General features: G+C 34.9%; 16 protein-coding genes and 1 other RNA gene. 14 read left to right on the top strand and 3 right to left on the bottom strand.

Features of this window, described 5'->3' with window-relative positions; genetic code table 11:
- Positions 1-9 precede the first annotated feature (9 nt).
- The 3 genes from DKL58_RS04745 to DKL58_RS04735 all read left to right on the top strand — a co-directional run bounded on the left by DKL58_RS04745 (position 10) and on the right by DKL58_RS04735 (position 1,554).
- Positions 10-651: a DnaD domain protein gene (locus DKL58_RS04745; protein WP_109586280.1), complete on the top strand. Its 642-nt coding sequence runs from the start codon at positions 10-12 to the stop codon at positions 649-651.
- Complete coding sequence (nth, locus tag DKL58_RS04740) at positions 652-1,281, top strand: endonuclease III (RefSeq protein WP_109586279.1); 630 nt, start codon at positions 652-654, stop codon at positions 1,279-1,281.
- A gap of 63 nt (positions 1,282-1,344) precedes the next feature.
- Positions 1,345-1,554, top strand: a complete 210-nt coding sequence (locus tag DKL58_RS04735; RefSeq protein WP_045928083.1) for a DUF3923 family protein — start codon at positions 1,345-1,347, stop codon at positions 1,552-1,554.
- 33 nt (positions 1,555-1,587) lie between these two features.
- On the opposite strand, the gene DKL58_RS04730 is transcribed toward DKL58_RS04735, so the two are convergent.
- Both DKL58_RS04730 and recU read right to left on the bottom strand, forming a co-directional pair.
- A complete protein-coding gene (locus tag DKL58_RS04730) occupies positions 1,588-3,954 on the bottom strand; it encodes a transglycosylase domain-containing protein (RefSeq protein ID WP_109586278.1) in 2,367 nt (788 codons plus the stop codon).
- Positions 3,944-4,576, bottom strand: a complete 633-nt coding sequence (recU, locus tag DKL58_RS04725; protein WP_109586277.1) for a Holliday junction resolvase RecU — start codon at positions 4,574-4,576, stop codon at positions 3,944-3,946. The genes DKL58_RS04730 and recU overlap by 11 nt, the downstream gene beginning before the upstream one ends.
- A gap of 69 nt (positions 4,577-4,645) precedes the next feature.
- Here recU and DKL58_RS04720 point away from each other — a divergent pair, with 69 nt between their 5' ends.
- The 11 genes from DKL58_RS04720 (at position 4,646) to DKL58_RS04670 (ending at position 16,455) form a co-directional block, all read left to right on the top strand.
- On the top strand, positions 4,646-5,212 hold the full coding sequence (locus DKL58_RS04720) for an SLOG family protein (protein ID WP_109586276.1): 567 nt from the start codon (positions 4,646-4,648) through the stop codon (positions 5,210-5,212).
- A 91-nt stretch (positions 5,213-5,303) separates the two neighbouring features.
- Entirely contained in the window at positions 5,304-5,744 is a 441-nt protein-coding gene (locus DKL58_RS04715; protein ID WP_045928079.1) for a DivIVA domain-containing protein, read from the top strand.
- A gap of 26 nt (positions 5,745-5,770) precedes the next feature.
- Positions 5,771-6,140, top strand: an RNA gene (gene rnpB, locus DKL58_RS04710) — RNase P RNA component class B.
- A 68-nt stretch (positions 6,141-6,208) separates the two neighbouring features.
- A complete protein-coding gene (locus DKL58_RS04705; RefSeq protein WP_109586275.1) occupies positions 6,209-7,333 on the top strand; it encodes a THUMP domain-containing class I SAM-dependent RNA methyltransferase in 1,125 nt (374 codons plus the stop codon).
- Positions 7,330-8,559, top strand: a complete 1,230-nt coding sequence (locus tag DKL58_RS04700) for a metallophosphoesterase family protein (RefSeq protein ID WP_109587003.1) — start codon at positions 7,330-7,332, stop codon at positions 8,557-8,559. Before DKL58_RS04705 ends, DKL58_RS04700 begins: the two co-directional genes overlap by 4 nt.
- 12 nt (positions 8,560-8,571) lie before the next feature.
- Positions 8,572-8,913 (top strand): hypothetical protein, encoded by a 342-nt coding sequence (locus tag DKL58_RS04695; protein WP_045928077.1) that lies wholly within the window; start codon positions 8,572-8,574, stop codon positions 8,911-8,913.
- Between the two features lie 252 nt (positions 8,914-9,165).
- Positions 9,166-10,842: a formate--tetrahydrofolate ligase gene (locus DKL58_RS04690; protein WP_109586274.1), complete on the top strand. Its 1,677-nt coding sequence runs from the start codon at positions 9,166-9,168 to the stop codon at positions 10,840-10,842.
- A gap of 8 nt (positions 10,843-10,850) precedes the next feature.
- Positions 10,851-11,315 carry a signal peptidase II gene (gene lspA, locus DKL58_RS04685; RefSeq protein WP_109586273.1) on the top strand — a complete coding sequence of 155 codons (465 nt, stop codon included), beginning with the start codon at positions 10,851-10,853 and terminating at the stop codon, positions 11,313-11,315.
- Complete coding sequence (locus DKL58_RS04680; protein ID WP_109586272.1) at positions 11,308-12,219, top strand: RluA family pseudouridine synthase; 912 nt, start codon at positions 11,308-11,310, stop codon at positions 12,217-12,219. Before lspA ends, DKL58_RS04680 begins: the two co-directional genes overlap by 8 nt.
- A complete protein-coding gene (locus DKL58_RS04675; RefSeq protein WP_109586271.1) occupies positions 12,220-13,275 on the top strand; it encodes a carbamoyl phosphate synthase small subunit in 1,056 nt (351 codons plus the stop codon).
- Positions 13,276-13,278: 3 nt separating this feature from the next.
- A complete protein-coding gene (locus tag DKL58_RS04670) occupies positions 13,279-16,455 on the top strand; it encodes a carbamoyl phosphate synthase large subunit (RefSeq protein ID WP_109586270.1) in 3,177 nt (1,058 codons plus the stop codon).
- Between the two features lie 46 nt (positions 16,456-16,501).
- On the opposite strand, the gene DKL58_RS04665 is transcribed toward DKL58_RS04670, so the two are convergent.
- Entirely contained in the window at positions 16,502-18,190 is a 1,689-nt protein-coding gene (locus tag DKL58_RS04665; RefSeq protein WP_109586269.1) for an Rqc2 family fibronectin-binding protein, read from the bottom strand.
- Between the last annotated feature and the right edge of the window lie 128 nt (positions 18,191-18,318).

Here is an 18,318-nt window from a genome sequence, read left to right as displayed (position 1 = left end):
GAGATTAATATGCGCTATAATGATTACCGCTTCGTGGGTTTCACTACTTTATCAAACGGGTTACTTGCTTATTATCCACAACTTAATATTGACGATGCAGAAATGATGGTCATTATCCAATTGGAAATGTTTGCCCAAAAAAACAATTTTTTTCCTACCAATGAACAGATTGCGGCTAATACTAATTTTTCTGTTACAGAAATCACTGCTTTAATTCAAAAATTAATTGAAAAAAATTTAATTGTAATTGACCAGATAACTGACAAGAGCGGCATGATTGGAAACAAATATAATCTTAATGAGTTATATGATAAACTGGACCAACTGTTGGAAAATAAAATTTCTTCTGCCAATAAAAAAATGCCTGCTAAAAAGGCAGAAACTGCTGTTGATAACACCCCGTTAAATCAATTAGTAAGGCAGTTTGAAATTGAATTTGGTCGTTATTTAAGTCCAATAGAACGAGAAGAAATTTCTGCCTGGCTCAATGTAGATCACTACGATCCAGCTATTATTAAGTTAGCTTTGCGCGAAGCTGTCTTATCTCAAGCATATAGCCTAAAATACGTTGACCGTATTTTGCTGAATTGGCAAAGACATAACTTAAAAACAAGTAGTGAAGTTCAAAAGTTTTTGAGGAGGAATCGCTAAATGAAAGCAGAAAAATTACTTAGTAAAAATGAAGCCAGAAAAGTGTTAGAGTGTATCAACCGCATGTATCCTGATGCCAAAAGTGAATTAGTTTGGGACAATAACTTTCATTTGTTATGTGCTGTCTTAATGAGTGCTCAAACAACAGACAAGATGGTAAATCGAGTAATGCCAAAATTTATGAAAGATTATCCTGAACCTAAGAATTTGGCCGTGGCAACAATTCCAGAAATAGAAAATCATATTTCCCAAATTGGGCTTTACCATTCAAAAGCTAAGCACTTAAAAGAAACAGCGGAAATTCTAGTTTCAAAATATGATGGTAAAATTCCAAAAGATAAAAATAAATTAATCTCTTTGCCGGGAGTCGGTGAAAAAACTGCTAATGTTGTTTTAGCAGAGGGATTTGGAATTCCTGCGATAGCAGTCGACACACATGTATCGCGAATTTCTAAACGATTTCATATAGTGCCTCAAAATGCCAAACCTCTTGAAGTAGAAAAAAGGTTAGAAGAAATCTTACCAAAAGACGAATGGATTCATACACATCACGCAATGATTTTATTTGGTCGCTATTCCATGACAGCGCGTGATAAAAATGATCCCTACAGTTATTTAAAAGAAAAATAGTGCTTAAAAAATAAATGTTTAGTATAATTCCTTTATCAAAATAATATTAAAGGAGACTATACTATGAGTGGTTGGCAAACGACTAATTTTATTTTAGCAATTTTATTTGTAGGTTTTGCTTTATTCTTATGGCTTCGTCCCTATGATGGAACTGGCATTTCTAATACTATGTATGTAAAATTGACTTCCTTAGCTGTTTTAGCAATATTTTTTGCCGTCATTTTTTCAATAGAATTCATTTTTTACCTTATACTGAAAAACAATAGAAAATAAAAACGTCGAAAGATTTTTCGACGCTTTTATTAGTTAATGTTCATTATTTTCATTATTGGTTGAATTGTTGTTTTCTCCTCCTGGTTTGTTAGGTCTTTGTTCTTGATCAGAACTGCTACCTGAATCAGAATGGCCAGATTCATTATTTTGACCTGAATTTTGTGAATTACTTTCACTACTATTGTTTTGATTTTTGTCTTTTGCATTTTTCGCTTTTCTTTGATTTTTATCAGGTTGCCTAGTTGAGCCATTTTGATTGTGATGAACAGAATATCTTCCCTGAGTATTGGTTGAAGATGAATCATTAGTGTTAGTTTTTTCATCATCTTCATCATAATCGCTGCTGTCATCAACAATACCTAAAGGAGAATGACCACGGACAAACAACTGCCATTCACCTGTGGATGATACCTCAGGTGGATTTGAGTTTCTAGCAATTTTAGCACGAATCACAGAGTCAGGTTTTTGCCAATCAACATTTTCTTTATTTCTCATTAAATAAGTCATCATGTTCTTATAAAAAAGCTGTGCAGATTGTTGACCAACACCAGAAATAGTCCCATCTTTCAGATTATCATAGCCCGTCCAAACACCAATTGAATAGCTGGGAGTGTAACCTACAAACCAGGAGTCTTTAGGCGTTGTAGCGTATGCTGGGTATCGTGCCAAATCCTGTTCGGAATATTTAACAGAACCAGTTTTCCCCGCATGATATAAACCTCTAATCTGTGCGTTGGTTCCAGAGCCGTGTTTAATTACTCCCTTCAGCATGTCTGTAATCATATAGGCAGTAGCCTTGCTCATCACTCGAATGCCTTCAGAGTCATAATTTCTGGTAAGTCCATCAGGAGTTTCGATTTTAGAAACAAATTGCGGTTTATGATAGATTCCCATCGTAGCAAATGCACTAAAAGCACCGGCCATCTGCAGGCTTGACGCATTTGCACCAATTGCCACTGACAAGCCTGAGTCCTTAGGAACATTGATATCCATTTTCCCAGCAAATTTTGCTGCTCGTTTAACACCAACTTCTCTCAAAGTTTTGACTGCAGGAACATTACGTGACTGTTCCAAGGCATGTCTCATTGTCATCATGCCATCATATTTATTATCCCAGTCATAGAGTTGCACATTCGTTCCTGGATATACATACTTGCTGTCATCTAGCATTTTTGCTGTTGACCAATTTAGATATTCAATTGCCGGACCATAATCTAAGACCGGTTTTATTGAAGAACCAGTAGATCTAGTGGTTTGTACTGCACGATCTAAACCCAATTGAACTGAAGAGGGCAGGTGCCTGCCACCAAGTATAGCTACTACGTGACCGTTACTTGGATCGACTACGGAAGCCCCAATCTGCATCTTGTCATTTGTGAAAGGGACCTGACCATTATTAGCCAGTTGATAAAGTTTCTTTTGAGCTTTTTGATCCATATTAATGGTAATCTTTAAATTGTCCCGAAAAGGATCAAAGCCTTTAGCTCTGACTTCGGCAATTGCTTCCTTTACATAGGGATCATTAATTTTGCGTAAGTTAGATTGCTTACGCTGATTATGAAGTTTTAAACCCTTTTTTATACTTTCTTTCCTAGCTTCATCATACTGTTCCTGAGATATTTTTTTATTGTTTAACATTGCCTTTAAAACTATATTACGCCTATATTTTGCATATTCTGGGTAGGTATAAGGATTATATACTGTTGGTCTATTAGGCATTCCTGCAAGCATGGCTGTTTGCGCTAAGTCCAGGTCTCCAATCTTTTTGCCATAGTAATAGTTAGCAGCAGTGCCAATTCCGGTATTACCATAATTCATATATACTTTATTGATATAAAATTCTAAAATTTCATCATGACTGTATTCTCTTTGGACTCTCATAGCCAGCCATGCTTCCTGAGCCTTTCTGCGTAAAGTTCTTTGGGAAACAGCAGTTGAAAATTTTGTCAGTTTAACTAATTGCTGGGTTATTGTAGAACCACCTGCAGAAATGCTTTTGCTTTTAGCATTAGTTAACATTGAACCCGCAATTCGAATAGGATCAATTCCCAGTTTGTCTCTGTAGAAGCGCTTGTCTTCAACTGATACAATAGCATCTTTTAGCAGTTGCAAATCTTTACTGTCTTTAACATACAACCTTTTTTCAGTACCAAGGGACATGATAAATTTGCCATTTGTATTGTATAATCCTGACGAACCACCACTTTCAAGATCAGCTCGACTAATGTTTGGAGCATCTTTAGCATAATAGGCAAACAAACCTACGCCAGCTACCAAAATTAAAAAAACACCTAAAAATGTCCACTTAAGTATTCGACGCCACAATGGTTTAGGCAAACTTTGCCGGTAATTCTTACGTGATTCACGTCCATTATTTGAGTTTGAATTTTTATTTGTCATCGTGTATTTTCCTATCCGAGATAAAAGAATCTATAGCTTTCAGGTATGGCAGAGTAGGTTGAAAGCCACTCTTAATCTCTATTGACCAATCCTCGACTTCTTTTAAGGTTAATGAACTTTTATCTTTAGTCCACCAAGCTTTTATTATTGCGCTTGCCGGAGTTACAAAATAGCGCTTTAAGCTTGTAAATCCTATTATTGTAAAGCATATTCCTTTTTGCTTCAAGCATTCTGCCAAGTGAATTATTTGATGCTCGTGAAAATTTTTTAAAGGAAAATTAGTTTTATTTTTGGTCTCTTTTGCTTCAAAGTCCAAGTAATAACCTTTATAAACCCCATTATAATCCGTAGTAGATTCTTGGCGAAAATAGGCCTCCTTTATTACTGCACGTGACCTTTTAGGGTAGTCTACCTTAACGATTTGAACTGGCGTTGGCTTTTTATGCACCACTGCGATTTCTTTTGTACGATAATATTTATTAGATTCATTAATCATCTGCTCAAGGTTCATCCCTCGGTCAGAAAAATTAATATTTTTGTGTCTTCTTTTTTGGTGCTTGGCTTGAGAAGTATAATTTGATTTGCGAAAAGCGGCAGAACTGCCTGTTGGATATTTGACCATAAATATCACTCCTGCTAGCATTATAGCAATAAAGAAAAAGTTTTTGAACAAGGAGCTATCTGTTTCATTATGCAAAGATTGTGGGTAACTGGATATCGCAACTACGAACTTAATACGTTTGGAGACAAAGATCCTAAAATAAAAATTATTAAGTTGGTTTTAAAGAAACATATGGTTAACCTATTGGACAATAACCAACTCGACTGGGTAATAACTGGAGCTAACCTTGGGGTTGAGCAGTGGGCAAGTGAGGTCGCAATCGACTTGCGACAAAAATATTCTTTAAGAGTATCTATCATTGTTCCTTATGAGGAATTTGCCAGTAGATGGAATGAAAATAATCAAGAAAAGTTTCTCTCTTTAAAACAGCAAGTTGATTTTTTTGCTTCCACTTCTAAAGAAACTTATCAAAATCCTGTGCAACTGCGTAATTATCAAAACTTCATGCTTATGCATACTGATAGGGCTTTAATGATCTACGACCCAGAAAATCCAGGAAAGCCCAAGTTTGATTATAATTTAATCAAAAAATACCAAGAAACTACAGAATATCCGTTAGAATTAATTGATTTTTACGATCTGCAGGATGAAGCAGAAGAATTTCAAGAAAATCAAGATGACGAATTCCGAGAATAAGATAACTTTGTTTTAAAATTAACATTTTAGTTTTAAGCAAGTCCAGTTTTTGCTAGAATAAAAGTGATATAAAAAGGAGTTGTATATTATCATGGCAGATTTAAATGATATTCAACTATCCACTAAGGATATTTTAAAAAAACAATTTAGAACTAAGGTTAAAGGCTTGGATCCAGACGAGGTCGACGCCTTTTTAGACAAAGTAATTGCTGATTACGATACGTTTGAACAAATTATTGAAGACCTTTATGGTCAAATTGGCAAGCTGCAGGGAGAGTTGATGGACGATCAACATAAAGAAGAATCTATTCAAGCGCAGAAGACTAAAAGAGTAAGTCCAGTAGCTACAGAGGAAACGGTGCGGACATATACACCGACTCAAGAACGTTCTACTCAAAGTTTTAGTCCAACAAATGAAGCAGATTCGCAAAAAGAAAATTCTACTAATATGGCTATCATTCAACGCATTTCGACTCTTGAACGGAAGGTATATAATTTGGAACAGCGAGTTTATGGGTTACAAAAAGAGTAAGCTTTGATATAATTTTTAATGGTGCAAATTTTGAGCAGTCGCGGTTTGATCTTGAAAAGGTCAGGCTGAGGAAAGTCCACGCACGCACGAGCTGCGATGCTTGTAGTGTTCGTATTTAGCCCAATAAGCTAAAGAATTTACAATTACGGCGAAAAAAGTGCTAAATCACTATTATGACATGCATGAATATTCTGAAAAGTGCCACAGTGACGAAGCAGAGGCGGAAACGCTTCTGGTGGAACGAGGTAAACCCTGCGAGCGTGCAACCCAAACTTGGTGGGGGCGTTTCAATCTAAGGAAATGAACTAAAGATTGGATTGCTGATATTTAGCAAAGATAGATGGCTGCTGAAGGTATTTATGCCACAAATACCTGAACAGAACGTGGCTTACAGAAATTTGCATTGGCAGCGTTGAGCTTTTCAAAGGGCTCAACGCTTTTTTTAAAGAAAAGAAAGAATAAAGATGGAAAAATATCAATTATATACAACTATGGGCGTTGGGTTTGAAAGTGTTGTTGCCAAAGAACTGCAGGCAATGGGCTATAAAACGCACACTGAAAACGGGAGAGTCTTTTTTACCGGTAATGAAACTGATATTGTCAAAACCAATCTCTGGTTAAGAACAGCAGACCGCGTTAAAATTTTACTAAAGGAATTTAAAGCCACGGATTTTGATACTCTTTTTAACCAAGTATATGAAATTGATTGGGCAGAATTACTACCTGTTGACGCTAAATTTCCTGTGAAAGGCAGATCAGTCAGGTCTAAATTACATTCTGAGCCAGGCATTCAATCAATCGTAAAAAAAGCGATTGTTAACAAAATGTCCGATCAGTATCATCGTCGCGGCTTCTTGCCGGAAAACGGTAATGAATATCCTCTTGACATTCATATAAACAAAGATATTGCAAGGCTTTCGTTAGATACAACTGGAGCCAGTTTGTTTAAAAGGGGTTACCGCATTGAACATGGGGGAGCTCCTCTGAAAGAAAACTTTGCGGCAGGATTATTAAAACTAACTCCATATGATGGCAGTCATCCCTTAATAGATCCAATGACTGGTTCTGGTACTTTTGCTATTGAAGCAGCCTTAATAGGAAAAAATATTGCTCCAGGAATTTGGCGCCAATTCGCCTTTGATGGCTTTGATTGGTTTGACAGCACTATTCATAATGAACTGGTAGCAGAAGCAAAGAATAAAATCAAACCACTTGAACAACCTATTTGGGCGTGTGACATTGATCAGTCTATTCTTGAAATTGCAAAATTAAATGCCAATAATGCTGGTGTATTGCAAGATATTTATTTTAAACAGGTTGCGGTAAAAGATTTTGCTACGGATTTACAAAATGGAGTTATAATCGCAAATCCACCATATGGTAAAAGGCTGAAAGATCGAGAATCTGCAGAAAATCTTTATAAACAGATGGGCGACTCACTTCTAAAATATGATAGTTTCAGTCAGTATTATTTAGTCGGAGATCCTGCTTTTGAAAAATTTTTTGGAAAAAAAGCTACAAAAAAGCGAAAACTATTTAATGGCAATTTAAGAGTAGATTTTTACCAATATTGGGCAAGAAAAAAATGATTACTGAAAAATCAAATACAGAGTTTTGGGTTATTACAGACACTCACCTAATTGCTGATAGCTTGCATGATAATGGCCATGCATTTCAACTTATTCAAAATACTAGTCAAGGTAAAGATCTGGCTTATCAAGAAATAGCTCTTCGAGCTTTTACTGATTTTGCTAATCAAAAGAAGCCAGCCGCTATCATCGTTACTGGAGACGTAACTTTTAACGGAGAACTTATTTCTGCACAAAAATTTGCGGAAATATTTAGTCGTTTAAAAGCAACAAAACTATTGGTTTTACCTGGGAATCATGATATATATGATGGTTGGGCGCGTGCTTTTAAAGGTCCAAATCAACTTTATGCTCACCAAATAAGCCCAAGGGACTGGCAGGAAATATTTAAAAGCTCATATGACTGCGCACTGAGCATTGATCCTGATTCATTAGCATACAGTGTTCAATTAAATCAGCGTTACCTTTTATTGCTACTAGATTCCAATATTTATGGTAAACATGAGGCAAATGGTGCCCCTGCTACTGAAGGACAAATAAATGAGGAACAAATTATCTGGCTAGAAAAACAGTTGGAAAATGCTAAAAGAAATCATCTGAGACCCCTTCTATTTATGCATCATAATCTATATGCTCATAATCCGGCAGTAAATCGTGGCTTTGTCCTAAATAATGCTCAACTTTTACGTCGCCTGTGTGAAGATTTCAACATTAAAGTTGCCTTTTCTGGTCATATACATGCTCAAAATATAGTTGGACCATTAGAAAGAACACCTACGATAGAAGTGGTCACCTCAAGTTTTTGTTCATATGACCAGGAATATGGGGTAATCAAGGTAAGACCAGATAATATTAAATATCAGCGTCATACATTTAACATGAAACCATTTTTGAATAAAAAAGAGCTGGAAGATCAGAATTTAGCCCATTTTCACCATTATTTGAAGGAAATTCAAATAAAAAATTTAAAAGGAAATTCAAATAAGAAAGATAATTCTCATGATGAACAATCTGAGCTTTTGCAAAAGGTAAATCATTTGTTTATAGAAATGAATTATCAGTATTTCACTGGTCACAATCACATCGAAAAGAAGCAATTAAAAAAATTATATTCTTCTCCGGAATTTAAAATTTTAGTCAATCAAAGACCTCGTTTTAGCAATTACATGAAAACTTTATTCGATACGACTGATCATAGCAATCTTGAAACCGAAATTTGGTATTGAAAAGGAGCCTTTATGAGAAAAAAACATTTCATTATTTTAGGTCGCAGTGGATTAATTTATTTTAGCTGGGTATTAATAGTTCTTTTTTTATGTCTTATTTTCTTATATGAAAGTACAAAAGTTTTCAACTGGCCGGCTTTAATTTGCGCCTTGCTTTTCTTGATATTATTAGTTCATACTTACTTTAATTCATATTGGACCAACGAAATATTTAAGTTGCCATTTCGTGCCAAGGCAAAATTGACATCTGAACCAACAATTATTTTGGACTGGCAGCTGCTAAAAATTTATAAAATCAAAATTGCTGAATTTGGTCAGTATTACTTATTAAGATTTGAAAAGAAAAGCAGGTAGTTCTTGAAGTGACCCCCGAATTTGTCCTATTTTAGGGTTCACATCATCTCTGCCTGTTTTTTATGTCAGTTAAAAAATAAATTTAGCGTAATTCTTAATTTGTGACTGGTAATGCATAAAAATTGCTTAATGTTTGTTATAATGACAATTGATTAAACAAAAGGTGGGACCTAAATTCTAATATGAAAAGGATATTATTTAAAATGAAGAGTTAGATTTATGAATTTACATTTATAGAAAGAGGCATGCGCAATGAAATCAGATATTCAAATTGCACAAGAAGCTCACGCATTACCTATTAATGAAATAGCCGCAAAAGTTGGCTTAAGCGATACTGACATTGAACCTTATGGTAACGACAAGGCTAAAATTAACTGGCAGGCAATAAAACGTACCATGGCAAACCAACACCTTGGTAAACTTATTTTGGTTACCTCTATTTCACCTACTCCTGCTGGTGAAGGCAAGTCAACTATGACGATTGGCTTAGGAGATGCCATAAACAATCAGTTACATCAAAAGACCATGATTGCTTTAAGAGAACCGTCAATGGGGCCAGTTTTTGGCTTAAAGGGCGGAGCAACTGGAGGAGGTCAGGCACAAGTAATTCCAATGGAAGATATTAATCTCCATTTTACCGGAGATATGCACGCTTTAACCGCCGCTATTGATACTTTGGCAGCACTAGTAGACAATTATATCTATCAGGGAAATGAACTTAAGCTAGATCCTGAGAGAATCCTTTTAAAGCGCGGAATTGATGTGAATGATCGCAGTTTAAGAAATATTACTGTCGGACAGGGTTCAAAGTTTAATGGTGTTGAGCATAAATCCAGTTTTGCAATCACAGTTGCCAACGAATTAATGGCGATTCTGTGTTTGTCGACTGACATCAATGATTTAAAAAAGAGAATTGGATTAATGCTCGTTGGTTATACCATTGATGATCAACCTGTTTTCGTTAAGGATCTTGGGTTTGAAGGTGCAATTGCCGCTCTTCTTTCCAATGCTTTAAAGCCCAACCTTGTACAAACTATTGAGCATACTCCTGCTTTAGTGCATGGTGGCCCATTTGCCAATATTGCTCATGGTGCAAACACAGTCATGGCAACGAATTTAGCCTTACACCTAAGCGACTACGTATTGACTGAAGCGGGATTTGGTAGTGATCTGGGTGGTCAGAAATTCATGGACTTTGTTTCTGAACATCTCGATAAAAAACCAGATGCCAGTGTAGTTGTAGCTACTGTCCGTGCCTTGAAATATCAAGCTGAAGGGACTACTGAGAACTTAAGTAAAGAAAATCTGTCTGCTTTACGCGACGGTTTTGAAAATCTTAAGAGACATATGAATAATATGCGTAATTATGGTATTCCAGTTATTGTTTTGATTAATCACTTCACTACAGACTCTGAAAATGAACTTAATCTTTTACAGAAACTGATTAAAGAACAAGGAATTGACTCTGTTGTGGTAGATTATCATGAACAGGGATCAAAAGGTGGCATAGAAGCAGCAAAAGCAGTCCTTGATTTGGCAAATTCTCAAAGTGGTCATCTTATTCCGACTTACCAAAAAGATGATGACGTTAAAACTAAAATTGCAAAAGTTGCGCAAAAAATATACCATGCCACACGAGTAGAATATAGTGAAAAAGCGGAAAAAGATATTCAAGAACTGGAAAAAATGGGGAAAGATAAGTTGCCTGTAATTATTGCCAAGACACAATATTCATTCACTGATAATCAAAAATTGTTAGGTGCTCCAAATGATTTTACCTTGCATGTTAAAGGTGCCAGTTTGAAAAATGGAGCAGGCTTCATTGTCATAACCACCGGGCATGTTTTAGACATGCCTGGGTTACCTAAGCATCCTGCTGCATTAGATATTGATGTTGATAACAACGGCAAAATTAGTGGCTTATTTTAAAAGTAGCAATGCAATTTTTATATTTAATTATTTCGTTATTAATAGTGATCTCCGATCAGACTTTAAAGTCTTTTATTGCTGGTAACTATAAACTGGGGGAATCACACCAGGTTCTTCCTCATATTTTTTCATTTACCTACGTGCAAAACGAAGGTGCTGCTTGGAACATTCTTCCGGGTCAAATGGGACTTTTTTATCTAATTAGCCTTATAGCCATCATAGTATGTTTATATTATCTGTTTATTAAAAAATTCCATAGCAAGCTTTTCAGTACTGGAGTTGCATTGGTTCTTGGGGGAATAATAGGTAATTTAATTGACAGGATTCATCTAAAGTACGTCATAGACATGATCCAAGTCGATTTTATTCAGTTCAATATTTTTAACATTGCCGATTCTGCAATAACAGTAGGGATAATATTAGTTTTTATTTATCTTCTGTTTTTTGATGAAAGCGAAAAAAATAATGCCTGATAAATATCAATTCGTAATTCAGGAGGAAAAAGGTAGAATCGATAAAGTGCTTGCAACTAAAATTCCATCCTTATCGCGCTCAAGGATCCAAGAATTAGTGCAAGATAAAAATATTTTAGTCAATAGCAGAGCAGTTAAAACTTCTTATAAGGTACAAAAAAATGATTTAATTTCAGTTAATGTACCGAAATTAAAACCTTTGGCAGTAGTTCCAGAAGATATACCGCTTGATATTATATATGAAGATCAAGATGTAATAGTTGTTAACAAACCTCAAGGTATGGTAGTTCATCCGGCTGCTGGACATCCAGATCACACTCTTGTCAATGCTTTGCTGTTTCATACAAAAAATTTAGCCGAAAGTCCTGAAGGCTTTCGGCCGGGAATTGTGCATCGAATTGATAAAGACACATCTGGTTTATTGATGGTGGCCAAAAACGCTTTTGCGCGTGAAAGCTTAGAGACACAATTAGCACAAAAAACAAATAAAAGACTTTATTTAGCAATAGTCCACGGGAATTTTTCTGAAAAATCTGGAACAATAGAAGCTCCGATTGGTCGAGATCATTATAATCGTAAAAAAATGGCTGTAGTCGAAAACGGTAAAGATGCAGTCACTCATTTTACTGTTCTAGAACAGTTCCCAAAATATAGTTTAATAAAATGTCAGCTTGAAACAGGGCGTACACATCAAATTAGGGTGCACCTAGCGTATATTGGACATCCGGTTGCAGGGGATCCATTGTACGGGCCACATCATACCTTAAATGGTAATGGTCAGTTTTTGCATGCTCAGGTTTTGGGATTTGAACAACCACATTCAGGCAAATGGCTGGAATTTGAAGTGCAACCTCCACAAATTTTCCTGCAACAATTGGCTGACTTAAGAGAAAAAAGTGATTAAATGAAACGATATTTAATTCTGGAAAATGGTCAATCATTTCCGGGAGAGGGATTGGGAGCTTCAATAATTTCTACAGGTGAATTAGCTATTCAAACTGGTAATTTTGGTTATCAGGAAGCTTTAACTGATCCAACAAACACAGGTAAAATTTTAGTTTTTACTGCTCCTATGATCGGTGGCAATGGCATTAACGCAATAGATTATGAAAGTATTAATCCAACTGTAAAAGGAATTATTGCCAATGATGTAGCTCAAAATATTTCAGATAGTGAAAACTTTCAAGATTTAGCTTCTTTTTTAAAGGAAAAAAACATACCGGCTATTTATAACGTTGACACCAGGGCTCTAGTTCATCTTTTAAATAAAGAGAAAACCATAAAAGCCTCAATCATGGACACAAACGACGAACATGCTTTTGATCAAATCAAAGCTTTAGTTTTGCCTAAAAACAAGTCTGCCACTGTTTCAACTAAAAATGCATATGCGGTACCTAACGTCGGTAAAACTGTGGCTATTATCGATCTGGGATTAAAGCATTCTATGCTTAGAGAATTATCTTTACGAAAAGTAAACGCTACTGTTTTACCTTATAACGTGTCAGTACCTGATATTAAAAATTTGCGACCGCAAGGAATTATTATTTCTGGTGGTCCAGGAAAAGTAGACGAACTCAAAGAGAATCTTAATCCTATTCTGGCAGCTTTTTATAGAAAAATTCCTCTTTGGGGAATTGGTCTGGGCTTTTTAGCCTTAAGTGAATTTCTTAATTTTGAATTAGTTGCTTTACCTCAATCATATAATGGCATTAATTATCCAATTATTGACCAAAATACGAATGTGATTTGGCAAGTGGCGATGAATATAGATCAATTAGTGTTGCCAAACAGCGTTCAATTTGAAATGGAAAAAGAATTATATGATCTCCACAGTGAGTTATTAGCTGGTTACAGTAATAAAGCCAATAAGGTAATTGGTACAGCTTTTAATGCTGAGGGTGCTCCTGGAAGTCTTGATGCTCTTCCTATTTTTGATAGTTTTGTAAAGATGATGGTGTAAAAAATGCCTTTAGAGAATGACTTAGATAAAGTTTTAATCATTGGATCTGGCCCAACCTTGGTTGGTAAAGTATCTGAAACTGATTTACTAGTTGAAGATGCAATTCAAGCACTTTCTGAAGAAGATATTCAAGTTGTTTTAGTTAATCCCAATCCTGCAACTATTTCTACTGACAAAAAATCTGGGCTAACTGTTTATCTTGAACCAATGACACTTGAATTTCTAAAAAGAATAATTCGCATGGAAGAACCAAGTGCTATTATTTCTGCTTATGGCTCAACTACAGGCTTAAAAGTTACACGAGAACTAGTTCAGGATGGTATATTGCAAAAAATGGGAGTTAGATTGCTGACCTTGAACAAGCAAACTCTCACAATGGATAATCATCAAAAAATGAATACTTTTTTGGCTGAAAATCAAATTGAGGCTAATAAATATTGGAATTTAACTGATTTTAGTGCTGTTGATATTCAGAAACAGCTATCTGAAAAAGTTCAGTTTCCAGTAATGCTTATTAAAGAAAATACTTCAGCCAAAAATACACAAATTATTTTCGACAACGTTTCTGATTTGAACGAGTATCTAACAAAAGAAAGACAATCAGAAAGTTTTTCCTTTGGCAATTATCATTTGTCTGAAGATCTTTCCTCTTGGGAAGAAGTCATTGCAAACATAATTCGTGACAGCTCTGGAAATGTACTCTTTACCAATTTAGCTGATACTGTTGAGTCCGTTGCTATTAATGCAGGAGATTCTGCTACAGTAATGCCAGCTTTAACTCTAAACAACGACCAGGTACAGAAAATTCGTGCAACTGCTAAAGTAATTGCCAACAAATTAAAAATCGTTGGAATATTAAATATTCATTTTGCTGTCAAACATGAGGGAACAAAATTTTCTGTAAAAATTTTATCAATAAAACCCAGGTTAACACGCAGTGCAATTTGGTCAAAAAGAGTGGGATTGTACAGCTTAGGTTATATTGTATGTAAAGTAGCCATCGGCTACCGTTTGGATGAAATAACAGATCCCTTATCAGGTCTCAATGCTGCTGTTGAGCCAACCTTAGATAAAGTTGCAGTTAGAATGCCTTTCTGGTCATTAACACAGTCCGGCAGCAACCATTATTTATTAGGTGCCAAAATGCAAGCCAGTGGTGAAGCTATCGGAATAGGAACGAATTTTGAATCTGCTTTTTTAAAAGGTCTTGCATCAACAGTTAACCTAAAAATGTCACTCAAGATTTTTAAAACTGAAAAAGGGAAAGAAAAAAGCGAAATAGCAAATGATCTAGAGCATCCCGATGAGTCACATCTAATTAAGCTTTTAGCCGCAATATCTAAGGGTTTCAGTTATCATAAGCTGCAAAGAATTGTTCATATTCATCCAGTTTATTTTCAAAAACTGGCACATATTGTGGAAATAGGACAAAAATTAGCAGCTGGAAATCTAACAGATGAATTATTGATTGAAGCGAAAAAGAGGGGATTTCGCAACGCGTTAATTTCTGATCTTTCTGATACTGATATTAATGCGATCGAAAAGAAGCTTATAAAATTACATTTGAAGCCGGCTTATCAGCAAATAGATGGATCAGCGGGAACAATTAAGCCGTTGGTTAAGGCATACTATGGCTCATATGGAGTTCATGATGAAAGTCAAGCGTTATCTGCAGCTAAAAAAGTGCTAGTAATCGGTATGTTACCTTCACAAGTTTCAGTTACAAGCGAATTTGACTACATGATTAGTCATGCAATAGATACTTTACATAATAATAATTATGCCACTGTTTTATTATCAAATAATGATGAATCTGTAGCAATTAGCTATAAAAGGGCAGATAAGGTTTATTTAGAACCTATAACTCTTGAAAGTATCTTACATATTGCTAAAAAAGAGCAAATAAAAGATGTTTTAGTTCAGTTCTCTGGCAAAGAAATTAATGCTTTATGTAAAAAACTAATAGAAAATGGCTTAAATATATTAGGTAGTAAAAACATTAATCCGAAAGATCGGATTGAGCAGGTTTTAACTAAACCATTAAAAAGTTTAGGTCAAAATAAACTTTTAACAACAGTTGATAAAACAGAGGCAAAAAATTTTATCAATGAACATGGATTTCCAATTCTCATTGGCGGATTTAATAATATGGGCGTTAAGCAAAAATCTGCTGTTGTCTATGATTTGCCAGCTTTAAAGAAATATTTAAAGGAAAATCAATTATCCAAGGTCAGTTTATCTCATTTTATTGAAGGAAATAAATACGAAATTACTGCCATTTCAGATGGTAAAAATGTCACAATTCCCGGTATTATTGAGCATTTGGAGCAAACAGGTTCTCACGCGTCAGATTCAATAGCTGTTTTTAAGCCGCAAAATTTAACAAAAACGGGCAAGAAGTTACTTACTGAATATGCTATTGAGTTAGTTAAACGCATAAATATGCGTGGGATTTTTACCTTACATTTTTTGATTGTTGCAAAGAAAATCTTTTTACTACAAATTAAGCCATATGCTGGTCACAATATTGCTTTTCTCTCTAAGGCAATTGGAAAAGATATTGCCAAATGCGCAACGGAAGTGCTTATCGGCAAAAACTTACCTGACTTAGGTTGTAAAAATGGTTTATGGCATTCAAATAATTTTATTTTTGTCAAAATGCCAGTTTTCTCATATATTGATTACCAAAGTGAAAATACGTTTGATTCAAAAATGAAGTCATCTGGATCCGTCATGGGTCGAGATACTGAGCTTGCAAAAGCTTTATACAAAGGCTATGAAGCTAGTGGCCTAAAAATACCTAACTTTGGTACAATTTTTATTTCTGTTCGTGATGAAGACAAAGAAAAAGTTACGTCATTGGCTCAACGTTTTTATCGTTTGGGTTTCAAAATAATTGCTACTGAAGGTACAGCTAATGGCTTAGCAGAAGCTGGAATAACCACAGGAATTGTTTCCAAGATTAGTCGTGGTTCTCACAGTCTGTTAGATAAAATACGACAACACAAAATTGATATGGTGATTAACATTACTAACTTATCCGATTCTGCTAGTGACGATGCTACCAGAATACGTGATGAAGCTTTGAATCAGAATATACCTGTTTTTTCAAGTATCGAAACCACAGAACTTATTTTGGGTGTTCTAGAATCGCTGGCGTTAACTACACAGCCAATTTGACAATAAAGCGAAAATGAAACGAGGATGAACAAATCATCCTCGTTTTTTAGTTTATTCTTTTGCTTAATACTCTTTCTTTTTCAGGGGTTACTTCAATTGAATTTTGTCCAGTATAAATTACAAAACCAGGTTTCGCGCCATTAGGTTTCTTTACTCTTTTATCCTGCACATAATCAACCTGCACATGAGCTGAATTTTTAGCTTTAGAAAAATAGGCCGCAATTTCCGCAGTTTCTAAAATATCTTTTTCTGTTGGTTGATCAGATTGCAAGATAACATGCGAACCAGGAATATTTTTAACATGGAACCAAATATCAGTTTTATTAGCTTTTTTTAAGGTGAGCCAATCATTTTGTAAATTATTTTTACCAACTAAAACAGTTTTACCAGATGAAATGCGAAATTTATTGAGGTTTTTCTCAGTGATTTTCTTTTTACGTTTAGGTTTCTGGGGTTTTTTAATGTAGCCTTGATTCATTAATTCTTCGTTAATTTGATCGATATCTTGTGGTTCAGCATTATCGATCGCGGTTTGAATAGTATCAAAATAATTTAAATTGTCTTGAGCTATTTTTATTTGTTCTTTAACATGTTTAATTGAATCGCGCAGCTTTTTATACTTGGTGAAATATTTTTGACCATTTCGTGCAGGAGAGAGTGCCGCATCAAGCTTAATTTTTAGTGGTTGATTGTTATCATAATAATTAGGCAGGTCAATTTCAGTCATTCCCGGTTTAACTTGGGACAAATTTGCATTAAGAATTTCACCTCTAATTCTATACCCTTCAGAATTTTCAGCTTGGTCCAATTGCTTTTGAAGCTTAACTATTTTTTTGGTTAATTTTTTATGCTCGTTTTTTACAACACGTTCAATTTGACTTGACTTTTGTCTGACCCAATCCTGATTTGATTGATATTGATAAAATTTATCTAATGCATGATTAATCTCTGGATCAGAACTTTCTTTAGTCAGGTTAAGATGGTAAGGCAAATAAGGGAAAATTTTTCGTTTATTATTTGGCGTTTTCAGAATAAAAGCACCTTTTTTATTAAATTGACCCATAAAAGTTTTAAAAGATGAATAAGAAAAATCGTCTTCCAAATAACCTGCAAGTTCTTGACGATCGTCTCGATCAAGTCCCCCAATCTGACTGGCGAATTTTTCAGGATCAGAATTCAAAGTTTTTTTATTAAACTCTGTTTCCGTCATCTTGAAACCATCAATACCAGATATAAGGGGAGGTAACTCATATTTAGCTTTGGGTAAGAGCAACCGCACTCTATTTTCATCAGGATTAATTCTTTTGAGCAAATCAATTATTCGTCCATTTTTCTGGTCATAAAGAATAACATTGCTATGTCTTCCCATTAGCTCCAATGATAAGACTAACTGAACTTGATCTCCAAGTTCGTTACGATTACTAAAATAAAAATTGACGATACGGTCAACTCCTAGCTGGTCAATTGATTGTAGAATTGAACCTTCTAAATATTTACGTAACACCATAACAAAAGTTGGTGCCTTATCAGGATTAGCAATAGTTTGCTCAGTAATATAAAAACGCGGATACTGAGCATTGGCAGATAATAGCAATTGTATATTTTTTCTGTCTTTTCTAAAAGTTAGCACTAGATCTTGTTCAAATGGTTGATAAATTTTGGAAAGCCTGCCACTTTCTATTTTTGGTTTAACATTATTTAGCAGGCTATGTATAAACAAACCATCAAAAGCCATAATATCACCTCAAAACACGCTTTCTATTATACCAAGTATTAGGCAATAAGTGCTTGTTTAAAATATTTTTTATTTATAATCTTAAAATAGAGTACTACTAATTATATAGTAATCATTTTTGGATTAAC

The organism is Lactobacillus kullabergensis (genome assembly GCF_003151025.1).
Classification (GTDB): Bacteria; Bacillota; Bacilli; order Lactobacillales; family Lactobacillaceae; genus Lactobacillus; species Lactobacillus kullabergensis.
The sequence above is the reverse complement of the archived record's forward strand: the minus strand, read 5'-3'. Positions and strand labels throughout refer to the sequence as shown.